Raw genomic sequence first — 17,987 nt, 5'->3', positions numbered from 1 at the left:
TCAGACCTGCTATGACTGCGTATTGGCCGAGCCCTACCGCGGTCACCCGGTCGGCTCGACCCGTTTACGTTCAGTGTTCCCGCGAACGGTGGGCTGGTTGGCCGGGTGAGATTCATAAGATTCATCGACATTCACAGGGACAGGTGCGGAGAACCCTTTTCGGCCGACGGCTAGGACGGCGCCGCCGGATCTCATCGGGTGCGGCAGAGCGTTGGATGAGTTCGCTTATGGTCTGCGGATCGCGTCGGGGGCGCCAGGGCTTCTGATTCTCGAGGTCTTGCCGATCGGGCTGGTTTTCGCGGGTTTGCCTGCGGCTGTTTCCGATTTGCTGAACGAGGGAGTGGCCGCGTTCCTGCGGCGCGCTAACCCGATCGATCTGCATGCGGCCTCGATCGCGGAGGTGGAGCGTTCGTTCGCGGAAACTTTCGCCGCGGCGGGCGTAGCCCCGGACGGTGAGCTGGCTAGGGTCGCGGCGGAGGGTACGGGTGGTTATCCGTTTCTGATCCAGTTGATCGGCTGGGACTGTTTCCTTGGCCAGCGGTCGGGGACTGTCTAGCCTATTCTCCGGATTCCGGTTTGAGGGTAGCGGCTGCGTCAAGGGCGTCGTCGACGACGATGAGGTAGTTGTCCCGGCCCGCAGCCAAGGGGAGGGCGTGGTCGCCATATTTGTCATAGGCGAGGTCGACGGCGTCGTTCGCGTCCGTGATGCTGAGCCTGCGGAGTAGCCGGGCGATGTCGAGCGTGTCCTTGTCCCGTTCGGCGGCGATTTTCATCGCCAGGAGAGTTTCGATGTCCGCGGCCTGGATGGTCAGCCCGTCGAGTTGTTCCAGCTGGACCCAGGTGGCGTTGCGTGGGATGAACGCTGCTGCGCTGGAGTTCAGCCAGCCGGGGGAGAGGTCATAGTCATCGGCCATCTCACCGACGACGGCGTTGACCGCGTTGGGGTTGGCATAGCTGGCGTCGATGTCGGCGGTCGGGCGGTTGCCGATCCCTTGGAGGATGAGCGCGGCGCCCCCGACGAGTTTGATGTCACCGTGCACGTCTTGGGCTTGCAGGCGTCCGCCGAGTTCGTACAGGAGTGCCCGGATTTGAGCGGCGGTGAGTTCTCCGCCGCTCATGCGGTGGCCAGGCTGCGTTCGCGGATGAAGACGTTGAGGGCGGCGAGTTCGGCTGGTGTTTCCGACATGGTGAGTTTCTTCATGGGTGCCCGGACACTCCGGTATGACTCGGCCGGCATCCACGCCTCGTTGAGGGCTTTGACGCGTTTGGTCCAGGACGGCGCGGGTTGCCCGAGCCGGTGTGCAGTGTAGTTGGTGATCCCTGCCAGGGCCGCGGACCAGTGTGGCTCCTTGAGCCGGGGGCTGCGCTGGAGCAGCGGTCGTCCGGCTTTGAGGGATGCTGTGGCGTAGTCGGCGAGCATCTTGATGGCGAACTCGAAGTCGCGCGAGTTGATCAGCTGGACGAAGGTTTCGGCGTAGTCCCGGCGCGCCGGGTCATAGTCGCTACCGCCGGGGATGGCGTCGGTGGCGGTCAGGGACACCCCGAGGGTGTGGAGGACGGCCATGGTCTTGCCGAGTTCGGCCCGTTCGTGGCCGGCTTCGAGATCAATAATGAACTTCCTTGAAACGCCGGCGGACTCTGCGAGTGACTGTTGTGAAAGACCGCGCTCCTGGCGCCGGGCGCGGATGATCGCGCCGGCAGCTGCAGGTGTGTCGATGCTGGTCATGGTCGTCAAACGTCCTCCTTCACCTTTTCATTATGTCACCGAATGGTGACAGTGATGGCCTCCGTTATTTCTGGCGACGCCGCTGTGACTTGCGTCGACATGACCCCCAGATGCCCTAGCTGTTACGCGTGCAGGGCTTCGCCGTCGTCTGGTGAGGGCACTGGTGACGACTTCCCTGCGCTTGGCATGGAATCATTACCCGAACTGGACGCCTGTCGTCGACGCCGCCGGGTTCGGCGTCACCCAGTCCGTGGTGACAACCATCGCATCCGTGACACCGGTGGTCCGGGAGTTCGCCAAGCGCTCGGACGAGAACCCCGGCCTGACCGGCCGCACCAAGTGATGCCGGGTAGCCGTGCAGGTCTGTAGTTAGCACCATGATGGCCGTTCATCGGGCAGGTGGCATGATCGGTGGCCGCGGGCAGCCTCGACAGAGGACCTAACAAACGACTACGACACGAGTTACTACGCGCTGGCGTTGCCTGCCGCGGGTGCGAGGGTCTGCATCCGTTTCGCCGTTGACCGGAAAACGGACGAGGCTTGCTGGCCGGCGGGGCTGAGCCTGCGGTTCGCGAGGTGGGCGAGGAGGATCCTGCGGGTGGGGGAGCTGGCGAGTGGAACGGCGATGATGTCGGGGCGGAGCGCGCTCAGGGCGAGCTGCGGGGCCAGTGCGATGCCGATGCCCGCGGCGACCATGCCCTGCGTCTCTTGATAGTCGTTGGCGGCGAAGGCGATGCGGGGTTCGAAGCCGGCAGCGCGGCAGACCCGTCGGAGGACGTCGGCCACGGGGTGTTCGTCGCGGACGATCCACTCCTGGTCGCGGAGCGTGCCGATCCCCACCGACCGATGCGCCGCGACAGGGTGGTCGCGGGGTACGAGCAGCATGGTGGGGTCGTTCATGAGCCGGACGACGGTCAGGTCCTCGTCCTCGATGCGCTCCCAGGGGTAGTCCCACAGCAGGGTGAGCTCGATGTCCCTGCGCCGCAGCCGTTCGAGGAGGCCGTCGCGACGAGCGCTGACTACCGTGACGGTGACCTCCGGATGGCGCGCGCGGAATGCGAGCACGACGTCGGGCATGAGGGAGGCGCCGACGGTGGGGAACGTCCCCATGCGCAGTTGGCCTCGCCTCAGCCCGGCGAACTCGCCCATCTCTGCCCGGGCGGCCTCGATGGTCCGGTCGATGTCGTCCGCGTAGCGCAGGAGCGCCTGGCCGGCATCGGTGAGCACGACGCCCCGTGGATGGCGGTCGATCAGGGCGACGCCCACTTCGTGTTCGAGCTTGGCAATCTGCTGGGAGACGGCTGAGGTCGTGAAGGAGAGGGCCGTCGCGGCGGACGTCAGGGAGCCGGAGCGGCTTACCTCGCGGAGCAGGTGGAGGCGGTGCAGGTCAAGGTCGGCCATGCATTGAGTTTAGCAAAAGTGAAGGCCAGTCGAGAATCCTGTGATTGTGCTCAACTCTCGGGGCGTGGATCGTAGAAGGAGCAGGCGCCGCGAGGTGCAACACAACGACACGTGAAGGAAGAAGACCATGCAACTCCGCGGTCATTGGTACCGGGGCGGCACGAGCAAGTGCTGGCTCTTCGACGCCGAAGACGTGGCACCTCATGCCGGGAGCCGCGAGGAGATCCGCAACCTGCTGGCCGATGCCTTCGGCGCAGCGGATGCCCGCCAGCTCGACGGCGTCGGCGGCGGCACCTCAACGACGTCGAAGGCTGCGGTCATCCGCGCCACCCCCGAGGGACCGGCGGACCTGGACTACCTTTTTGCCCAGGTCGGGATCGGTGATCCCACCGTGGAACTCGGTTCCAATTGCGGGAACTGCGCCACCGCGATCGCCCTGTACGCGGTCCAGTCGGGTGTCGTTCCTCCCCGGGCGGGAACAACGCGGGTCAGCATGCGCAACCTCAACACGGGAGCCGTGCTGAGCGGCACCATCGCGACCCCGGGCGGCCACATCCCGACGTCGGGCATGGCAAAGGTTCCGGGCAGCAGCGCGCTGGGCGTTCCTGTCAGCCTCTCGTTCCACGCCCCGTGGGGGCGGACCACGGGAGCGGTTCTGCCGACTGGAACGGTGACCGACGAAATCTCTGCCGGCGGAACCACTCTTACAGCGACCCTGGTTGACGCGGGGGCACCGGCGGTGCTGATTCCGGCTGACGAAGCAGGCATCGACCTTTCCTCGATGACGGGCAATCTGTCCGAGCATCTAGCCAGGCTCGTGGCGGCCCGGGCGTCTGCCGGTCTGAAGATGGGGCTGAGGAAGCCTGAAGATCCACCGCAGAACGCTGTGCCGAAGGTCGGCGTCGTTGCAGCGCCCGGCGACTACACCGCAGCCGACGGAACGAGGATCGCGGCGGACAGCCACGATCTGCGGGTGCGGATGCTCTCGATGCTCGCGCCCCACCCCGCCATCGGCCTGACGTCCGCCGTGGCAGTTTCCCTCGCTGCTGCCCTGCCTGGATCGGTTGTGGCCAAGGCGCTGCGCCCGGCGGACAGTGCTCACCAAGGGCGCCGGCTTCTGCGCATCGGAACGCCTGCCGGTGTCATCACCACCGAGGTCGTCAGCGACGACAACGGTTGCGTCAGCGAGGTCGCCCTCCACCGGGCGGCCCGCCAACTCGCCGTCGCCGACATCGACGTCGCTCAGCCTGTGGCACAGACTGCCTAGCCCCTTCAATCCGCCCTAGCCATCATTTGATGCGGCATTCACCCAGGAAGTTGTTCAATGAAGATCAAATCCATTCTCGGACACCTCTATGTCCAGGTACTCATCGGCGTCGCGCTCGGCATCCTCGTCGGCGCGCTGTGGCCCGACCTCGGTTCCTCCCTTAAACCGCTCGGCGACGGTTTCGTGAAGCTTGTGAAGTTCATGATCGCGCCGATCGTCTTCTGCACCATCGTCAGCGGTATCACCTCCCTGACCGACACCAAGAAGGTCGGCCCGACCCTGATCCGTTCACTGGGCTTGTTCTACGTGCTCACGTTGGTGGCGCTGGCCATCGGCTTGGGTGCGGTCATGCTTTTCCAGCCGGGCGTGGGCATGCACATCAACCCGGCCCGCCTCGATACTTCGGTCGCCTCGAAGTACACAACCCAACTGCCCAGCAGCAACCCTGCCGACTTCCTGCTGAGCATTATCCCCACCACCTTTATCGGAGCCTTTGCCGACGGCGAAGTCCTGCCCGTGCTCGTCATCGCGCTGCTTTGCGGCTTCGCCTTCAGTAAGCTCGGCGCACCGGGCCAGCTGGCCCTGAACGTGGTCAACAGCTTCAACAAACTGCTGTTCGTCGTGTTCGGCTACCTCATGAAGGTCGCCCCCATCGGGGCGTTCGGCGCCATGGCGTTCACGGTTGGCAAGTACGGGGCCCACTCGATCGGCAATCTTGGAATGTTGATCCTCGCCTTCTACGCCGCGTGCATCATCTTCGTGGTCCTCGCCCTCGGCATCCTCGCAAAGCTCACCGGTTTCAGCCTCTGGCGGATCCTGCGCTACTTCCGCGACGAGTTCCTCATCGTCCTCGCCACATCCTCAAGCGAGCCCGTCCTTCCGCGCCTGCTCTCCAAACTCGAGCGCCTCGGCTGCGACCGCGGTGTCGTCGGCCTCGTGGTCCCGACCGGCTACTCCTTCAACCTCACCGGCACCGCGGTCTATCTCACGCTCTCCTCGATGTTCATTGCCCAGGCCTGCGACATCCATCTCAGCTGGGACCAGATCCTGCTCATGCTCGGAATGATGCTGCTGACCTCCAAAGGTGCAGCGGGCGTGACGGGCAGCGGCTTCGTCGCCCTCGTCGCGACCCTGACGGTCATGCCCACGCTTCCGGTTGCCGGCGTGGCCCTCATCGTCGGCATCGACCGCTTCATGAGCGAAGCCCGCGCCCTCACCAGCACCATGGCCAACATCGTCTCGTGCGTCGCCATTGCCAAGTGGCAGCACGCGCTCGACACCAACAAGCTCCAATCCGAACTCAAAGCTGGCTTCGTGCCCACCGAGGCGGAAAAGCACCAGCTGAGCGAACCCGCCATGGCCCACTGAGGGAGCCCACCACGAGTCAGGCTCCTACCCCCTGCACGGGGCCTGACGCGGAGGAACGCCAGACACACCGACACATCTCCGCGCAGCCGCCCCGGGGACCCTTCGAAACCGAATCAGGGACTCAGCGGCCCCTCCAAAAAGCCGCATCGGATACCAGGCCCTGCATATTCCATCGCAACAGGTAACCCGAAAGTCGGGCGCAGGAGCCGGGTCCGATGCCAACGGGGCGGGGAGCAGGCACACTGTTCCCCGCCCCGTCCCCACGCGGACCGGATCAAACAAGACCAAAGACAGTCCAGGAAACACCATGACACCCCTCTTGCAAAAGACCACTCCGGACGAACTCACGCAGGCACCGAGCGGCGCTCCGACGCCGCAAATGCAGTGCATACCGGACTGGAACAAACTCGCCCGCGCAGATGATTATGGCAGTTTGAGTGGAGACCACTTCTGCAGTTTGATTTGAGCCCACTTGGCGGCTCGCCGGTCGATGAATCGCAGTTTGAACTGAGCCCACTCCAACGTTGATTTCATCAGGGTTGTTTTTCCGACGATGGAAGGCAGTGATGGAGTTGAGGGTGGAGTTATTTGCAAGGATCCGGCGGGACGCACGCGTCAAGGGATTCTCGATCCGGACGCTGGCCAGACATCATCATGTTTCCCGCAGGACAGTCCGGCAAGCCCTCGCCGCCGCTGAACCTCCGACCCGTAGGATTCCTGCCCGCAGGGCGCCGAGATTGGAACCATTCCGGGCCGTGATCGATCAGATGCTCATCGCGGATCTTGATGCTCCGCGGAAGCAGCGCCATACCGCCCAAAGGGTCTTTGACCGCCTGGTTGATGAGCACCAGGCGGTCATTTCGTATTCGACGGTGCGCCAGTATGTGAAGGCCCGCCGGGCGGAGATCGCCATTGAGGCCGGGCGGGCCCCGGTGGAAGTCTTCGTGCCTCAGGAACACGCCCCGGGCGCGGAGGCTGAGGTCGATTTCGGTGACGTGTGGGTGGATCTGGCGGGAGTCCGCACCCGTTGTTACATGTTTGCTTACCGGCTCTCGAACTCGGGGAAGTCCATTCACCGAATTTTTCCTACCTGCGCGCAGGAAGCTTTCCTTGAGGGGCATATCGAAGCATTCAACGCCTTGGGCGGTGTCCCGACGAAGCACATCCGGTATGACAACCTCACCTCCGCGGTCACGAAAGTCGTTTATGGCGCCGGCCGCCAACGCGTTGAGAATGAGCGATGGGTCCTGTTCAAATCCCACTACGGTTTCGATTCCTTTTACTGCGAACCAGGACTCGGCGGGGCTCATGAAAAGGGCGGGGTTGAGGGTGAAGTCGGCCGGTTCCGGCGGAACTTCCTGACCCCGGTTCCGGTAGCAGGATCATTGATCGAGCTGAACGAGAAGCTCCGGTCCTGGGACGAGAATGAGGACCGGCGCCGGATCTCCCAGCGGTTACGCACGATCGGGCAGGACTTCGCCGTTGAACAGCTCTTGCTGGCACCGCTGCCGGAAGAGGACTTCGATCCGGGCCTTGTCCTCACACCCAGGGTGGATCGCTCCGCGCTCATCACAGTCCGTTCCGCGAAGTATTCGGTTCCGGCGCGGTTCATCAACCGTAAAGTCCGGGTCTCCCTGCGCGCTACCGAGGTGCGGATCTTCGATGGCAGGACCCTGATCGCTGCCCATCCCAGGACCGTGGCTCGGGGCGGGCAATGCGTGCAACTGGATCACTATCTTGAAGTTCTCAGGATAAAACCGGGTGCGCTGCCCGGGTCCACGGCGTTGGCACAGGCCCGTGAATCAGGGGTGTTCACCCCGGCTCATGACGCTTTCTGGGCCGCAGCCCGAAGGACCGATGGTGATGCCGAAGCGACCCGGGAACTCATTGATGTGCTCCTCCTGCACCGCGCGATGGAAGCCGAAGACGTCATCGCCGGGATCACCGCAGCTCTGAAAGTCGGTGCCGTGAGCGCGGACGTCGTCGCCGTGGAAGCCCGGCGCGTTGCCACCGAAAGGCTAGCAGGGTGGGTCCGGCCCGATTGCGATCCCGGGGCAAAAGCCGATGTTCCCGAGCACCGCGTTCTCAGTCTCACCCAGCGCCGCCTGGCAGACCCGGCAGCGGTCATCGCCGGACTCCCGCCGGACAAACGCCCGCTACCCTCAGTGGCCGGCTATGACGAACTGCTTAGGCTCCGCGCCCAGCCATCATCCACCCCGCCGTCAAAGGAGCAGGTTTCATGAGCCCCACCGCACCCGTAGTTGTGTCCCAGACCCTTCGCCGCCGCCGCGGCCTGACCGAACAGGCAGCAGTCGCGGCCGTGGACCAAGCCTGCCGGCGGTTGCGCCTGCCCACGATCAGGGCAGTGCTGGATGAAGCGCTGAGCGTGGCAGGGAAGGAACAGCTCTCCTACCAAGGGTTCCTGGCGGAGTTGTTGCTGGCGGAGTGTGATGACAGGGACCGCCGCTCGTCCATCCGAAGAGTGAAGTCGGCGAACTTCCCCCGGGATAAATGGCTCGGTGACTTCGACTATGAAGCCAACCCGAACATCAACCAGGCAACGATCAATACCCTGGCCACCGGGGACTGGATCCGCAAAGGCCAGCCCCTGTGCCTGATCGGGGACTCGGGGACCGGCAAATCCCACCTGCTCATCGGCCTCGGCACCGCGGCTGCGGAGAAGGGCTTCCGGGTCAGATACATCCTCGCCACCCGGCTCGTGAACGAACTCGTCGAAGCAGAAGACGAAAAGCAACTCGCCAAAACCATCGCCCGCTACGGACGCGTTGATTTGCTGTGCATTGACGAGCTTGGCTATATGGAACTGGACAAACGCGGCGCCGAACTCCTGTTCCAGGTCCTCACCGAGCGGGAAGAGAAAGCCTCGGTCGCGATCGCAACGAACGAATCCTTCTCGGGCTGGACGAAGACCTTCACGGATCCGCGCCTGTGCGCGGCGATCGTAGACCGCCTCACGTTCAAGGGCACGATCATCGAAACGGGCACGGATTCCTACCGCATGGCCCACAGCAAACAACAGAACCTCGTTGGTCACGGACAGCTGTAACGGACTTGGTTGCGTAAGCCATCACAACCGACAATACGGGTCACCACCAATCACTCCCGTTCGCGGACCATCACAGCAACACACCGGACCTTGCCAAATGGCATCCACGATTCCCCTCCAAGGGTGGTGATCTTCACCCCGCCTCTCGTGAAAATCGAGGTTCGTAGGAATCGTCGAAAACAACATACTAGAAACTGAGTGACAAAAACCTCATCCACATATATGCTCCGATCAGCTTCAATGTTCAGGGGGATTCGATGAAGCGTTCTCGGTTGTCGCAATCGACTTTTTGCCTACTTTTCGTCGGCCTGCTTATGACTTCTTGTGCGTCCGGTCCGGTCGGCAAAGCCGGCACAGCGGTACCCACTCCGCCTCCGATCAGTTCCGCAACTCCACAGGTATCCTGCGCGCCATTCCTCCCCTCTGCCCCGTGTTCTCAATACGTCAGCATTTCGGGGAGCTCGAACGGCGCCACCCTTCCGTGGGTAGCGGCTGGAGGGCTTACGGTGGAGCTGAATTCAGTAAATGGTGGACTCGAGCTCACCGCGAAGACCCCATGTAATCCGATCAGCGGACCGGCAATGATCAAAGGGAGCACTCTCGTTGTCGAAAAGCTGGCGCTCGGAGCGGTTGGATGCGTCGGCGACCCGGCTGAACAGGAAAAATGGGTCGTACAGTTCCTGAAACAGCCTATTGAAATGACCTTTAATCAGGACACTTTGACATGGAAGAGCGGAACCGACACTCTCAGCTTCAAAAGCAAATAATGACCACGCTGCGCGGACCAACGCCCTAATTGCGGACGGCCCGCTGTAGCCGACCTGTGCAAAATCAAATATCGATGAACTAATCAAAACTGGGGGTAAATTGAAGTTCTTATCGCTTGCTGTCCGCGCGTCGGCGGCAATTCTGCTGGTCTCAACCGGAATCGGTGGTGGCGCTGCGGTGGCGGCTACGACCTCGCCGACAGCCCCTCCGGGGTCAAGCGAGATCGACCGCTACACGGAGGCGACTGGCCCGACATTCGTGGCTAATCAGCAGAAATTATCCGACTTCAAGCATTGGGTGACATCGGTGCCTGGAGTGGAAGAAGCCGGATATGTAGAACAGGTCAACAACGCAAACACCTTGTCCACCAAGATTCTATGGAAGGGCCCGTCGCTTCTACGTGACAAGGTCCTTGCCGAGGCAAATGCGCGAGGAATCCACGCTACGTTCTCCGAACGTCCATACTCGCTTCCGCAAATCAAGGCCGCGATTACCAAGATCGATGCCCAGAGCAAGGCCTTCAAGGATCTCGGTTTCCAGGTCGATGGCATCGTGGGCGTGCGCGATGACGAGGGCGCCATCGCCATCGAAGGGCACTCCGTTGGCCAGTCGGCCCCGGACCTGGCGAAGGTGTCAGCAACCGCAGCGATGGCAGCTGGCGGGCCCGTGAAAGTGACCGACAACCGCCGAGCGACTCCGACAACAGCAACGCGCTCGAATGACTACGCGCCGTTCAACTCCGGCGACTACATGATCGAATCAGGCCATACCTGCAGCACGGGCTTCTCGCTGAAAGACGCCAACCGCTCCTATGCCGTAACTGCACGCCACTGCCCCCAAGGCTCTTACTATGACCGTGACAACTCTGGGGTCTATGTAGGGTATGAACTCCGTGACTCCCCCGATGGCCAGGCATCCTTGCTTGACGGCACGGGCAGCAGTTGGATGTTCGACGGTGCCTGGAATAACAGTGCGGGATACTCGAAAGCCGTCTCCGGGTTCCAGGATGTCTCCCCGGGCGACATGATCTGCACGAGCGGCGGCAACTCCGGAGTGCACTGCAATATCCAGGTCATCGGCATGTATTACTGGTGGAACGACGGCTACGGTGGCACTTACAACATTGAGGGCTATCAGCAAATTTACGGCCAGATTGCCGCGATTCAGGGTGACAGCGGCGGCCCCGTCCTCATGCCTCGCTCCGATGGATCGGTCGGTGCTGTTGGGATGATCCAAGCGGTGCTGAACGCTGACACGAACAATTGCGGATCGGTACACGACCAGGGTGCAAATGTGTGCTCACCCGATGTGCTCTTCACCTCCACCCGGACAATTGCCAACAGCCTCGGCATGAGCTTGGTTACCTGGTAGACGCTTTTGCCGTAGAAGTCCCGGCCCCTCATCAACCAGATCAGGTGCCGGGACTTCTCGTTGCTGGAAGTATGTCAGCCACAGACCTAAGGGTGTAAGCGGTCAGGACCGCGGCCCGCCAGTGACCTGGTCGAGCCCGTGGACCTTGAGCAAGCTACTGGGTCACGGGCGGATTTCAGAAGCAGTAGGGCCATCTGCCGTCGGCGATAGGTGAGTCAGGATCGAAGCGCGGGCGTGCCTCGTCGGGGCTCGTGCCTAGCAGACCTGCGATCCGGTCCCAGGTGGAGCCCTTGGCCCGGGCATTACTGACGGCCTCAGGCAGGCAACGCTCGGCTTGCTCGCTCAGGGACGCGAGCAGCTCAATCATCTCGAGGTCGTTGCTGAGGTTGCTGCCGCGGCGAACGGCCACCGCGGTGAGAGCATCGTCGACGACGGCGAAGGTATCGTCGTCGCTCAGGGGTTCAGGGGAACCAAACGATGAATCCTGTTCCTCGGGCCCTTCGGTGCTAGTCACGCCGCCCATCGCTCATCTCAAATCGGGAACCTGATACACAGACCATTTGACACCCGGTCACCGCGAAACCATGCCGGCAGGACCCAGGTCACCCAAGGACAGCTGCACTGGCCCGATTCAGGCCACCATACCGGGACCTAAAGGGGCCGGGTGACTGCTACAAGACACGCCTATCGAGGTGGGTCCAGATCAAGTTGCGATTTGCCTTCAGGAACGTGAAGTGTGGGCTCAACTCAAACTGCAATTCTCGGCCCAAGTGGGCTCAAATGAGATTGACATTCTCACGCAGACGAAGTCTCAATCCGCCGCGCCGACGGACGAATTTCGTCGGGACGAATCGACATGCTCTCCATGGACCGAAGGGTCTTCTGGATCATCCAGAACAACGGCAAAGGGCGCATCATGATCGATAAGAACGAAGACAGCACGGTCTTCCGTCGCACATCCGACAGCAGCAACGAAAGGCACCCAAGGTCTTAGCGGACATAGAGATTCATGCCCACCCGTCTTGAGGACGAGTGGCAGCGTACCTGGAGATCGAGGACGCACTCCAGGTTGTCGACCGGTACCGATTCCATCCGCTCATCGATGGCAATAAGCGCGCCGCATGGACGTTGCTGGTGTTGCTGCTGTGGATCAATGGATACACCGTCATGGCTTCACGACTGACCAGAGGTCACCGAAGATCCGGAGACTTCGAGGACGTGCGCGAGGGCCCCGCTGGGCAGCGTGCCGTGGTCGCGAAAGGGCGAACAGCATGCGCATCTGCGGCATGGAAAGGTCTGTGACATCGTCCGCACTACGCATGGCGACGGCGATCAAGTCGCGCGTGGCCTGCTGAAGGGCAGCGATGTGGCGATCGAGAGGATTTGACTACGACAACGATTGCATAGTGCAAGGCTTGCTATTGCCCACGGCGCGAGTAGTGGCCCGTGCACGCGTTGTCCTGGAATGCCGTCGCGAGGGTGGTCCTGGCCGCATCAGGTGCCGTCTTTGTTGCTTGCCAGGCGATATGGGACCGCCGTGTTGCCTACCATCGTTCGTATACCGGCGGACTCCACCACCGACCCTCATGCGCGTCGGTGTGCGCTTCCAAGTTATTCACCTGCAAGCGCCAACTGTGAGAGCAGGCGAAGTGGGGCGCCCTCTACGCTGGCGAAGGACCACGCCGACCGCGGCCGCGGCCAAGGCGATGAGGAGCGCGCTTGCAATCAGTCGTCCCGCCGGAGGGTTGGACGCGTCTGAAGCGCGACGAGGGTGCGCGGCATCGCGGTTGTTTCGCGATTCCGCTACTGGGGTCATAGGGTGTCCTGATTCCTCACCTTCGTCCGTTGTCTTTGTGGCTGCCTGAGTCGGGTGCTGGCTGCGGGTGCTGTTTTCGGACCAACGGAGGATACCGCGCTTGCGCAGGTCGCTTTCGACTTCCGGGTCCGGAGCAGCTGAGATGCTGTTGGCGGCTACCGCTGCGGGGAGATCTATAAGATAAGGCTTTCCGTAGGCCGCCTCAGATGCCACAGCATCCAGCCAGGCTCCCGGTTGCCTGGAGAGGGCGCGCTCGGCGAACGCCTTGATCAGCATCGCCTTGATTTGCGGCAAGCTCTTGCCAGGAGCACGTCTGACAACGTCAAAGATGGCCAGTTGTCGCTGCACGTTATTCGGATTCGCTGGTGTTGGGCTTTCCACAGCCGCCCTCCCTCTTTGGACGGCCGCACGCCTTCTGGTGCGAGATACCGTTCTGTGAAATTTTGGTTTTGGAGCTGTCTTACTGCGGGCTCCCGGAGCGTCATCTGGCGGGGTCCAAAGTGCGGTGTGATGATCGTCAGGGTGCGCGCGCCTCGGCGAGCCGATGGGCTGTTTCGAGCAGGGCGGCGTGGACGAAGGCCTGGGGAAAATTCCCGCGAAGCTGGCGTTGTTCGATGTCGTATTCCTCGGTGAAGAGTCCGGGGGAGCCGCAGGCGGACCGGTTGCGTTCAAAAAGCCTGACCGCTTCCACGGTGTTGCCTTGCTGGTGCTCCGTAAGTGCCAGGTTGAATCCGCAGAGGAGGAAGGCGCCTTCGGAATCCGCCAGGGGACCTGGCCCGTGCCGGTACCTGTAAACGTATCCGTCGTCGAGGAGTTCTTTTCTCACCGCCTCTGCGGTGGCGAGGGAGCGGGGGTCGCGGGCGGGCAAGGCTCCGCGGATGGCGGGAAGAAGAAGTGCGGCGTCGATCCTGTCGTCGGCGGGTGATCGTTGCCACCTGCCGCTGGGATGGGTGCACGTGGACTGGGTGTGTGTGAGGATCAGACCGGCCAGTTGGTCCAAGGCGGCGGCGTGTGTGGCAGGGGCGTAGGGGGCGATGGCCTTGAGACCGGCGACGCAGCTCAGGCGGGACTGGGTCCACCGTTCGTTTCCGAGTTCCCAGATGCCTGCATCGGGAACGTCCCACTTTGCTTCTATGGCTGCCACTGCCTGTTCGACGGCGAGCCAGTGCACCGCCTCGAGGTGGTCGTGGCGCGCGGCTGTAGCAAAAAGCAGCAGGGCTTCACCGAAGCTGTCCAGTTGAAACTGTTTGTTTACCCGGTTACCCATGATGTCTGTGCCGCCCGGGTAGCCGGGAAGGTCGAGGGGGTGCTCGTCCGGTACCTTGCCCCCGGTGACGGTATAGGCGGGCTTGAGGCTGATCCCGTCCGTCAGCAGACGCTCGCTGACGAAGTGGACAGCACTGTCGAGGAGGTCGGTGGGCGCCCCCGCTCCGGCGGCCTGACCGGCAAAGCATTGGTCCCGGATCCAGGCGTATCGGTAGTCGTAGTTGCGTTTTGCCTTGGCTCGTTCCGGCAGGCCCAGGGTGGCGGCAGCGACCATGGCCCCTGTCGATCCGGTCATCCCGCGCAGGACCGCGTACGCCCGGCGCGCGTCGGCAGGCGTAACGGTCTCGTCCATGGCTGGTACCGAAGCGCTCCAGGCTTGCACGGTGGCAGCCCAGAGATCGGCGGGTCTCGGCGGTCTTGACGGGAGGAGTTTGCTGGAGAGCTCCAGAACGAGGTGGTGTTCCCCTCCGGGCCCAAGCTGAATATCTTGCCTGAGCATGCCGTCGATCACCTTTGCCTGGCCCATCCCGCTGATCCGGAGCCTCATTCCGGCGTCGCTGGCACCTGACCACACTCCGTCGTTGGACCGAAAGAAATCCACCCCGTTCCGGCCGAAGCCGGGCCGGGGTTGAAGGAGGATCCGGACCGGAGCGGTCCCGGAGATGAGTCGGATGTGGCGCATGAGTACAGTCATCGCGGGGTCCCCGGGCATGGCGAGGGCTTCGCGGCATTCGACGATCCCGTCGGTCGTGACCCAGCGGCTGTTCCAGATCAGCGTACCGTCGTCGTAGTGTCCTCCCCAGACGTGGCGCGGGTTCAAGGGAGTCACGGCGAACACGCCTGATCCGCCCACCAGCGACGAGAACACGGCGGGGCTATCCCATTGCGGGGCACACATCCAGACGACGTCTCCGCGCGGCCCGATCACTGCGCCCCGTTCGCCATCGCCTATCAGGGAGTATTCGCGGAGAACCTGGGCCGGAAAAAGCGGGGTGCTGTCGGACTTCATTGCGGATTCCATCTGACTATGCGTTGATTCGGTACTTTTCGGCGTCCCGTGCCCGCAAGGTGAGTCCGTTGCCTGGCCGATCCTCCCTGGGCCGCACACTGCCACCATGCGGATCGCCGGTCCCGTCGAAGAACAATTCCTCAATCCGGACGTGGTCGTGGAACCACTCAAGATGACGGAAATTCGGTGTGCCTGCCGCCGCTGGTACGGTCAGGTTAGGGGCGCAGTGTCCGGAGACTTCAAGCCCGTGTGCCGCCGCCACCGCACTAGCGCGGAACCACTCGGTGAACCCTCCGCAGCGGCTCACGTCCACTTGCAGGCAGTCGACGGCGGCGGCTTCGCACATCCGCTGGAAATAGAAAAGGGTTGTGCCGTATTCGCCGGCTGCGACGTCGGCTGTGACGGATTGCCGGACCTGGCGAAGTCCTGCAAGATGATCGCTGGACACCGGTTCTTCGAACCAGGCCAGGTCCTGCTCGGCTGAAGCTTCGAAAACCCGCACGGCTTGCTTCGCCGTGTAGCCACCGTTGGCATCGACGAAGAGTTGAACGCCGGGGCCGATGGTTTCCCGGGCCTGCCGGATCCGGGCCAGATCGCGGACTGTGTTCGTGCCTCGGTCCTGCCCGATCTTGATTTTCACCCGAGGGATCTCCTGATCACCGGCCCAACCCGCCAGCTGGGTGCGGAGCTGCCCTTCTGAATACGTGGTGAAACCGCCGCTGCCGTAAACATCCACTGCCGTGCGGGCCGCACCGAAGAGCCGGTGCAAGGGCAGATCGAGGATCCGTGCCTTGAGGTCCCAAAGGGCGCAGTCGACGGCGGAGATGGCGTAACCTGCCATTCCGGGGCGTGAGGTGTTCCGGACGGTCCGGGCCATGGCTTCGGCCGCAGCGGGAACATCGAAGCAATTGAGCCCGACGACGGCCGGCTCCAGGGTTTCGCTGATGAGAGCCGCGCAGGCGGCCGGCGCGTAGGTCCATCCGATCCCGGTCCACTCTCCGGCCGTGGCCTGCACCAGGACCATCGTGGTGGCATCCCAGGTGTACGTGCCGTCAGCCTCGGGTGTACTGGTCGGGATTGTGTAGGCCGAAACGCCAAGGGACTTCAGGGTAAGCGTCGAGTCGGTCACGGCCATCAATCGCTCCTTTGCGGGAGGAACTCCTGGGCCTTGGTTTTGATTCCTTCCTTGATGAGGCCCCAGGCGCTGTCGTCTCCCTTCAAGACAGCCTTGGCGCTGTTGAGGGCCTGCTCGAAGGTTGCATGTGGCGGAATTGGAGGGACGTCGGGGTCGGTGCGCACATCCAGTACGGTAGGCCTGTCCGCAGCGAGGGCTTTCTCCCAGGCGTCTCCGAGCTCGTCGGGGGAGCCGACGTTGATGCCCTGCAGCCGGAGGCTGGAAGCGAAAGCTGCATAGTCGACGTCGGGCAGGTCCTGCGACTCACGGAAGGACGGGACGCCGCCCATGGCCCGCATTTCCCAGGTGACCTGGTTCAGGTCGTCGTTGTGCAGGACAGCGACGATCAGCCGGGGATCACTCCACTCGCGCCAGTAGCGCTGGATGGTGATGAGCTCGGCCATGCCGTTCATTTGCATGGCGCCGTCTCCGGCAAAGGCGATGGCGGGGCGTTCCGGATGCGCGAATTTCGCCCCAATGGCATAGGGGACCCCCGGGCCCATGGTGGCCAGATTGCCGGACAGGGAGCCCCGGACGTGGCCGTGAAACTTCAACTGCCGGGCGTACCAGTTGGCCGCGGAACCGGAGTCGGCCGCGACGATCGCATCCTCCGGCAGCCGATCGGAAAGCTCCGAGAACAGCCGCATGGGATTGATCGGGTTGGCTTCCACCATCGCCTCGGCGCGCATGGTCTCCCACCACCGGGTGATCTTGGACTCAAGGTCTATGCGCCAGGCCCGGTCCTCCTTTCGTTCCAGGTGCGGAATCAGCGCCCGCAGGGCGGCCGCCGAATCGGCGACGATGTTGAATTCGTACGGATAACGCAGTCCGATCATGCCTGGATCGATGTCGATCTGGACACCGCGAGCCTGCCCTTCTTCCGGCATGAACTGTGTGTAAGGGAAACTCGATCCGATAGTCAGCAGCGTGTCGCAGTCGCGCATCATTTCATAGCTTGGCCGGGTGCCGAGCAGGCCGATCGATCCAGTGACATATGGCAGATCGTCCGGCAGGGAGTCCTTGCCAAGGAGCGCCTTGGCAACCCCTGCACCAAGCAGTTCGGCGACCTCGCGGACCTCCGCCGCAGCACCACGCGCGCCCTGGCCAATCAGTATCGCCACTTTGCTTCCGTGGTTGAGAAGCTCGGCTGCGCCACGGATCGCGTCGTCGTCGGGCTGGATTTCAGGCCAGCGCATGTCGAGGCTGGACGGAACCATTTTGAAAGCGTGGGTCGGTGGCGTGTACTCCAATTCCTGGACGTCGGAAGGGATAATGACCGCTGTCGGTGCGCGTTTGGCCAGCGCAATCCGCAGGGCCCGGTCCAGGACGTTGGGAAGTTGCTCGGGAACCGTGACCATCTGGACATAGTCCGAGGCGACGTCCTTGAAGAGGCTGAGCAGGTCGACCTCTTGCTGGTAAGAACCGCCCATGGCGCTGCGTGCTGTCTGGCCGACGATCGCCACCACCGGGACGTGGTCCAGCTTCGCGTCGTATAAACCGTTGAGCAGATGGATGGCGCCGGGGCCGGAGGTGGCCATGCAGACTCCGGCCTTTCCGGAGAATTTGGCGTAGCCGACAGCTTCGAAGGCGCACATTTCTTCATGTCTGGCCTGGACGAACTTCGGCTCATTGCCGGCCTTTCCGAAGGCGGCGAGCACCCCGTTGATGCCGTCACCGGGAAAAGCGAAGACTTTGTCCACGCCCCATTCACGGAGCCGGGCGAGCAAGTAGTCAGCGACCGTCTGTGATGCCAT

Annotated in this window: 16 protein-coding genes; 9 read left to right on the top strand and 7 right to left on the bottom strand. The window is 62.9% G+C overall.

Features of this window, described 5'->3' with window-relative positions; translation table 11 throughout:
• Window positions 1-211 precede the first annotated feature (211 nt).
• Entirely contained in the window at window positions 212-556 is a 345-nt protein-coding gene (locus BMF89_RS01770) for a hypothetical protein (RefSeq protein WP_253190653.1), read from the top strand.
• A gap of 1 nt (window position 557) precedes the next feature.
• Here the strand turns inward: BMF89_RS01770 and BMF89_RS01765 are convergent, their stop codons facing one another.
• On the bottom strand, window positions 558-1,118 hold the full coding sequence (locus tag BMF89_RS01765; RefSeq protein WP_078105374.1) for a DUF6036 family nucleotidyltransferase: 561 nt from the start codon (window positions 1,116-1,118) through the stop codon (window positions 558-560).
• Window positions 1,115-1,726 (bottom strand): helix-turn-helix domain-containing protein, encoded by a 612-nt coding sequence (locus BMF89_RS01760; protein WP_078105421.1) that lies wholly within the window; start codon window positions 1,724-1,726, stop codon window positions 1,115-1,117. Before BMF89_RS01760 ends, BMF89_RS01765 begins: the two co-directional genes overlap by 4 nt.
• Before the next feature lie 163 nt (window positions 1,727-1,889).
• Here BMF89_RS01760 and BMF89_RS01755 point away from each other — a divergent pair, with 163 nt between their 5' ends.
• Window positions 1,890-2,069 (top strand): hypothetical protein, encoded by a 180-nt coding sequence (locus BMF89_RS01755; protein WP_078105373.1) that lies wholly within the window; start codon window positions 1,890-1,892, stop codon window positions 2,067-2,069.
• Between the two features lie 122 nt (window positions 2,070-2,191).
• Here the strand turns inward: BMF89_RS01755 and BMF89_RS01750 are convergent, their stop codons facing one another.
• Complete coding sequence (locus BMF89_RS01750; RefSeq protein ID WP_078105372.1) at window positions 2,192-3,127, bottom strand: LysR family transcriptional regulator; 936 nt, start codon at window positions 3,125-3,127, stop codon at window positions 2,192-2,194.
• 127 nt (window positions 3,128-3,254) lie between these two features.
• Between BMF89_RS01750 and BMF89_RS01745 the strand changes: the two genes are divergently transcribed.
• The 6 genes from BMF89_RS01745 to BMF89_RS01720 all read left to right on the top strand — a co-directional run bounded on the left by BMF89_RS01745 (window position 3,255) and on the right by BMF89_RS01720 (window position 10,968).
• Window positions 3,255-4,394, top strand: coding sequence for a PrpF domain-containing protein (locus tag BMF89_RS01745; protein WP_078105371.1), 1,140 nt, complete (start codon window positions 3,255-3,257; stop codon window positions 4,392-4,394).
• Between the two features lie 57 nt (window positions 4,395-4,451).
• Window positions 4,452-5,762, top strand: a complete 1,311-nt coding sequence (gene dctA / locus BMF89_RS01740) for a C4-dicarboxylate transporter DctA (protein WP_078105370.1) — start codon at window positions 4,452-4,454, stop codon at window positions 5,760-5,762.
• Window positions 5,763-6,328: 566 nt separating this feature from the next.
• Window positions 6,329-8,005: an IS21 family transposase gene (gene istA / locus BMF89_RS01735; protein WP_078105369.1), complete on the top strand. Its 1,677-nt coding sequence runs from the start codon at window positions 6,329-6,331 to the stop codon at window positions 8,003-8,005.
• The gene (gene istB, locus BMF89_RS01730) at window positions 8,002-8,829 is read left to right on the top strand and encodes an IS21-like element helper ATPase IstB (protein ID WP_078105368.1); all 828 of its coding nucleotides are present in this window, start codon (window positions 8,002-8,004) and stop codon (window positions 8,827-8,829) included. The genes istA and istB overlap by 4 nt, the downstream gene beginning before the upstream one ends.
• A 506-nt stretch (window positions 8,830-9,335) precedes the next feature.
• Entirely contained in the window at window positions 9,336-9,596 is a 261-nt protein-coding gene (locus BMF89_RS01725; RefSeq protein ID WP_078105367.1) for an META domain-containing protein, read from the top strand.
• 307 nt (window positions 9,597-9,903) lie between these two features.
• Entirely contained in the window at window positions 9,904-10,968 is a 1,065-nt protein-coding gene (locus tag BMF89_RS01720) for a S1 family peptidase (protein ID WP_216353772.1), read from the top strand.
• Window positions 10,969-11,143: 175 nt separating this feature from the next.
• On the opposite strand, the gene BMF89_RS01715 is transcribed toward BMF89_RS01720, so the two are convergent.
• The gene (locus tag BMF89_RS01715) at window positions 11,144-11,482 is read right to left on the bottom strand and encodes a hypothetical protein (protein WP_216353771.1); all 339 of its coding nucleotides are present in this window, start codon (window positions 11,480-11,482) and stop codon (window positions 11,144-11,146) included.
• Between the two features lie 518 nt (window positions 11,483-12,000).
• On the opposite strand from BMF89_RS01715, the gene BMF89_RS22295 reads away from it, so the two are divergent.
• A complete protein-coding gene (locus BMF89_RS22295) occupies window positions 12,001-12,270 on the top strand; it encodes a hypothetical protein (RefSeq protein WP_253190652.1) in 270 nt (89 codons plus the stop codon).
• A gap of 1,031 nt (window positions 12,271-13,301) precedes the next feature.
• Here the strand turns inward: BMF89_RS22295 and BMF89_RS01700 are convergent.
• The 3 genes from BMF89_RS01700 to BMF89_RS01690 are packed head-to-tail and all read right to left on the bottom strand — an operon-like array spanning window position 13,302 to window position 17,987.
• Window positions 13,302-15,059: a glycoside hydrolase family 15 protein gene (locus BMF89_RS01700; protein WP_078105363.1), complete on the bottom strand. Its 1,758-nt coding sequence runs from the start codon at window positions 15,057-15,059 to the stop codon at window positions 13,302-13,304.
• 16 nt (window positions 15,060-15,075) lie between these two features.
• Complete coding sequence (locus BMF89_RS01695; protein ID WP_139359504.1) at window positions 15,076-16,194, bottom strand: enolase C-terminal domain-like protein; 1,119 nt, start codon at window positions 16,192-16,194, stop codon at window positions 15,076-15,078.
• On the bottom strand, window positions 16,194-17,987 hold the full coding sequence (locus BMF89_RS01690) for a thiamine pyrophosphate-requiring protein (RefSeq protein ID WP_078105362.1): 1,794 nt from the start codon (window positions 17,985-17,987) through the stop codon (window positions 16,194-16,196). Before BMF89_RS01690 ends, BMF89_RS01695 begins: the two co-directional genes overlap by 1 nt.

The organism is Arthrobacter sp. SRS-W-1-2016, from assembly GCF_002009585.1.
GTDB classification, from domain to species: Bacteria; Actinomycetota; Actinomycetes; order Actinomycetales; family Micrococcaceae; genus Arthrobacter; species Arthrobacter bambusae_A.
The sequence above is the reverse complement of the archived record's forward strand: the minus strand, read 5'-3'. Positions and strand labels throughout refer to the sequence as shown.

Coding starts and splice junctions, on each gene's coding strand:
- BMF89_RS01765 (WP_078105374.1), bottom strand. CDS start 1,118: ATGAGCGGCGGAGAACTCACCGCCGCTCAAATCCGGGCACTCCTGTAC.
- BMF89_RS01760 (WP_078105421.1), bottom strand. CDS start 1,726: ATGACCAGCATCGACACACCTGCAGCTGCCGGCGCGATCATCCGCGCC.
- BMF89_RS01750 (WP_078105372.1), bottom strand. CDS start 3,127: ATGGCCGACCTTGACCTGCACCGCCTCCACCTGCTCCGCGAGGTAAGC.
- BMF89_RS01745 (WP_078105371.1), top strand. CDS start 3,255: ATGCAACTCCGCGGTCATTGGTACCGGGGCGGCACGAGCAAGTGCTGG.
- dctA (WP_078105370.1), top strand. CDS start 4,452: ATGAAGATCAAATCCATTCTCGGACACCTCTATGTCCAGGTACTCATC.
- istA (WP_078105369.1), top strand. CDS start 6,329: ATGGAGTTGAGGGTGGAGTTATTTGCAAGGATCCGGCGGGACGCACGC.
- istB (WP_078105368.1), top strand. CDS start 8,002: ATGAGCCCCACCGCACCCGTAGTTGTGTCCCAGACCCTTCGCCGCCGC.
- BMF89_RS01700 (WP_078105363.1), bottom strand. CDS start 15,059: ATGAAGTCCGACAGCACCCCGCTTTTTCCGGCCCAGGTTCTCCGCGAA.
- BMF89_RS01695 (WP_139359504.1), bottom strand. CDS start 16,194: ATGGCCGTGACCGACTCGACGCTTACCCTGAAGTCCCTTGGCGTTTCG.
- BMF89_RS01690 (WP_078105362.1), bottom strand. CDS start 17,987: ATGGCATCACAGACGGTCGCTGACTACTTGCTCGCCCGGCTCCGTGAA.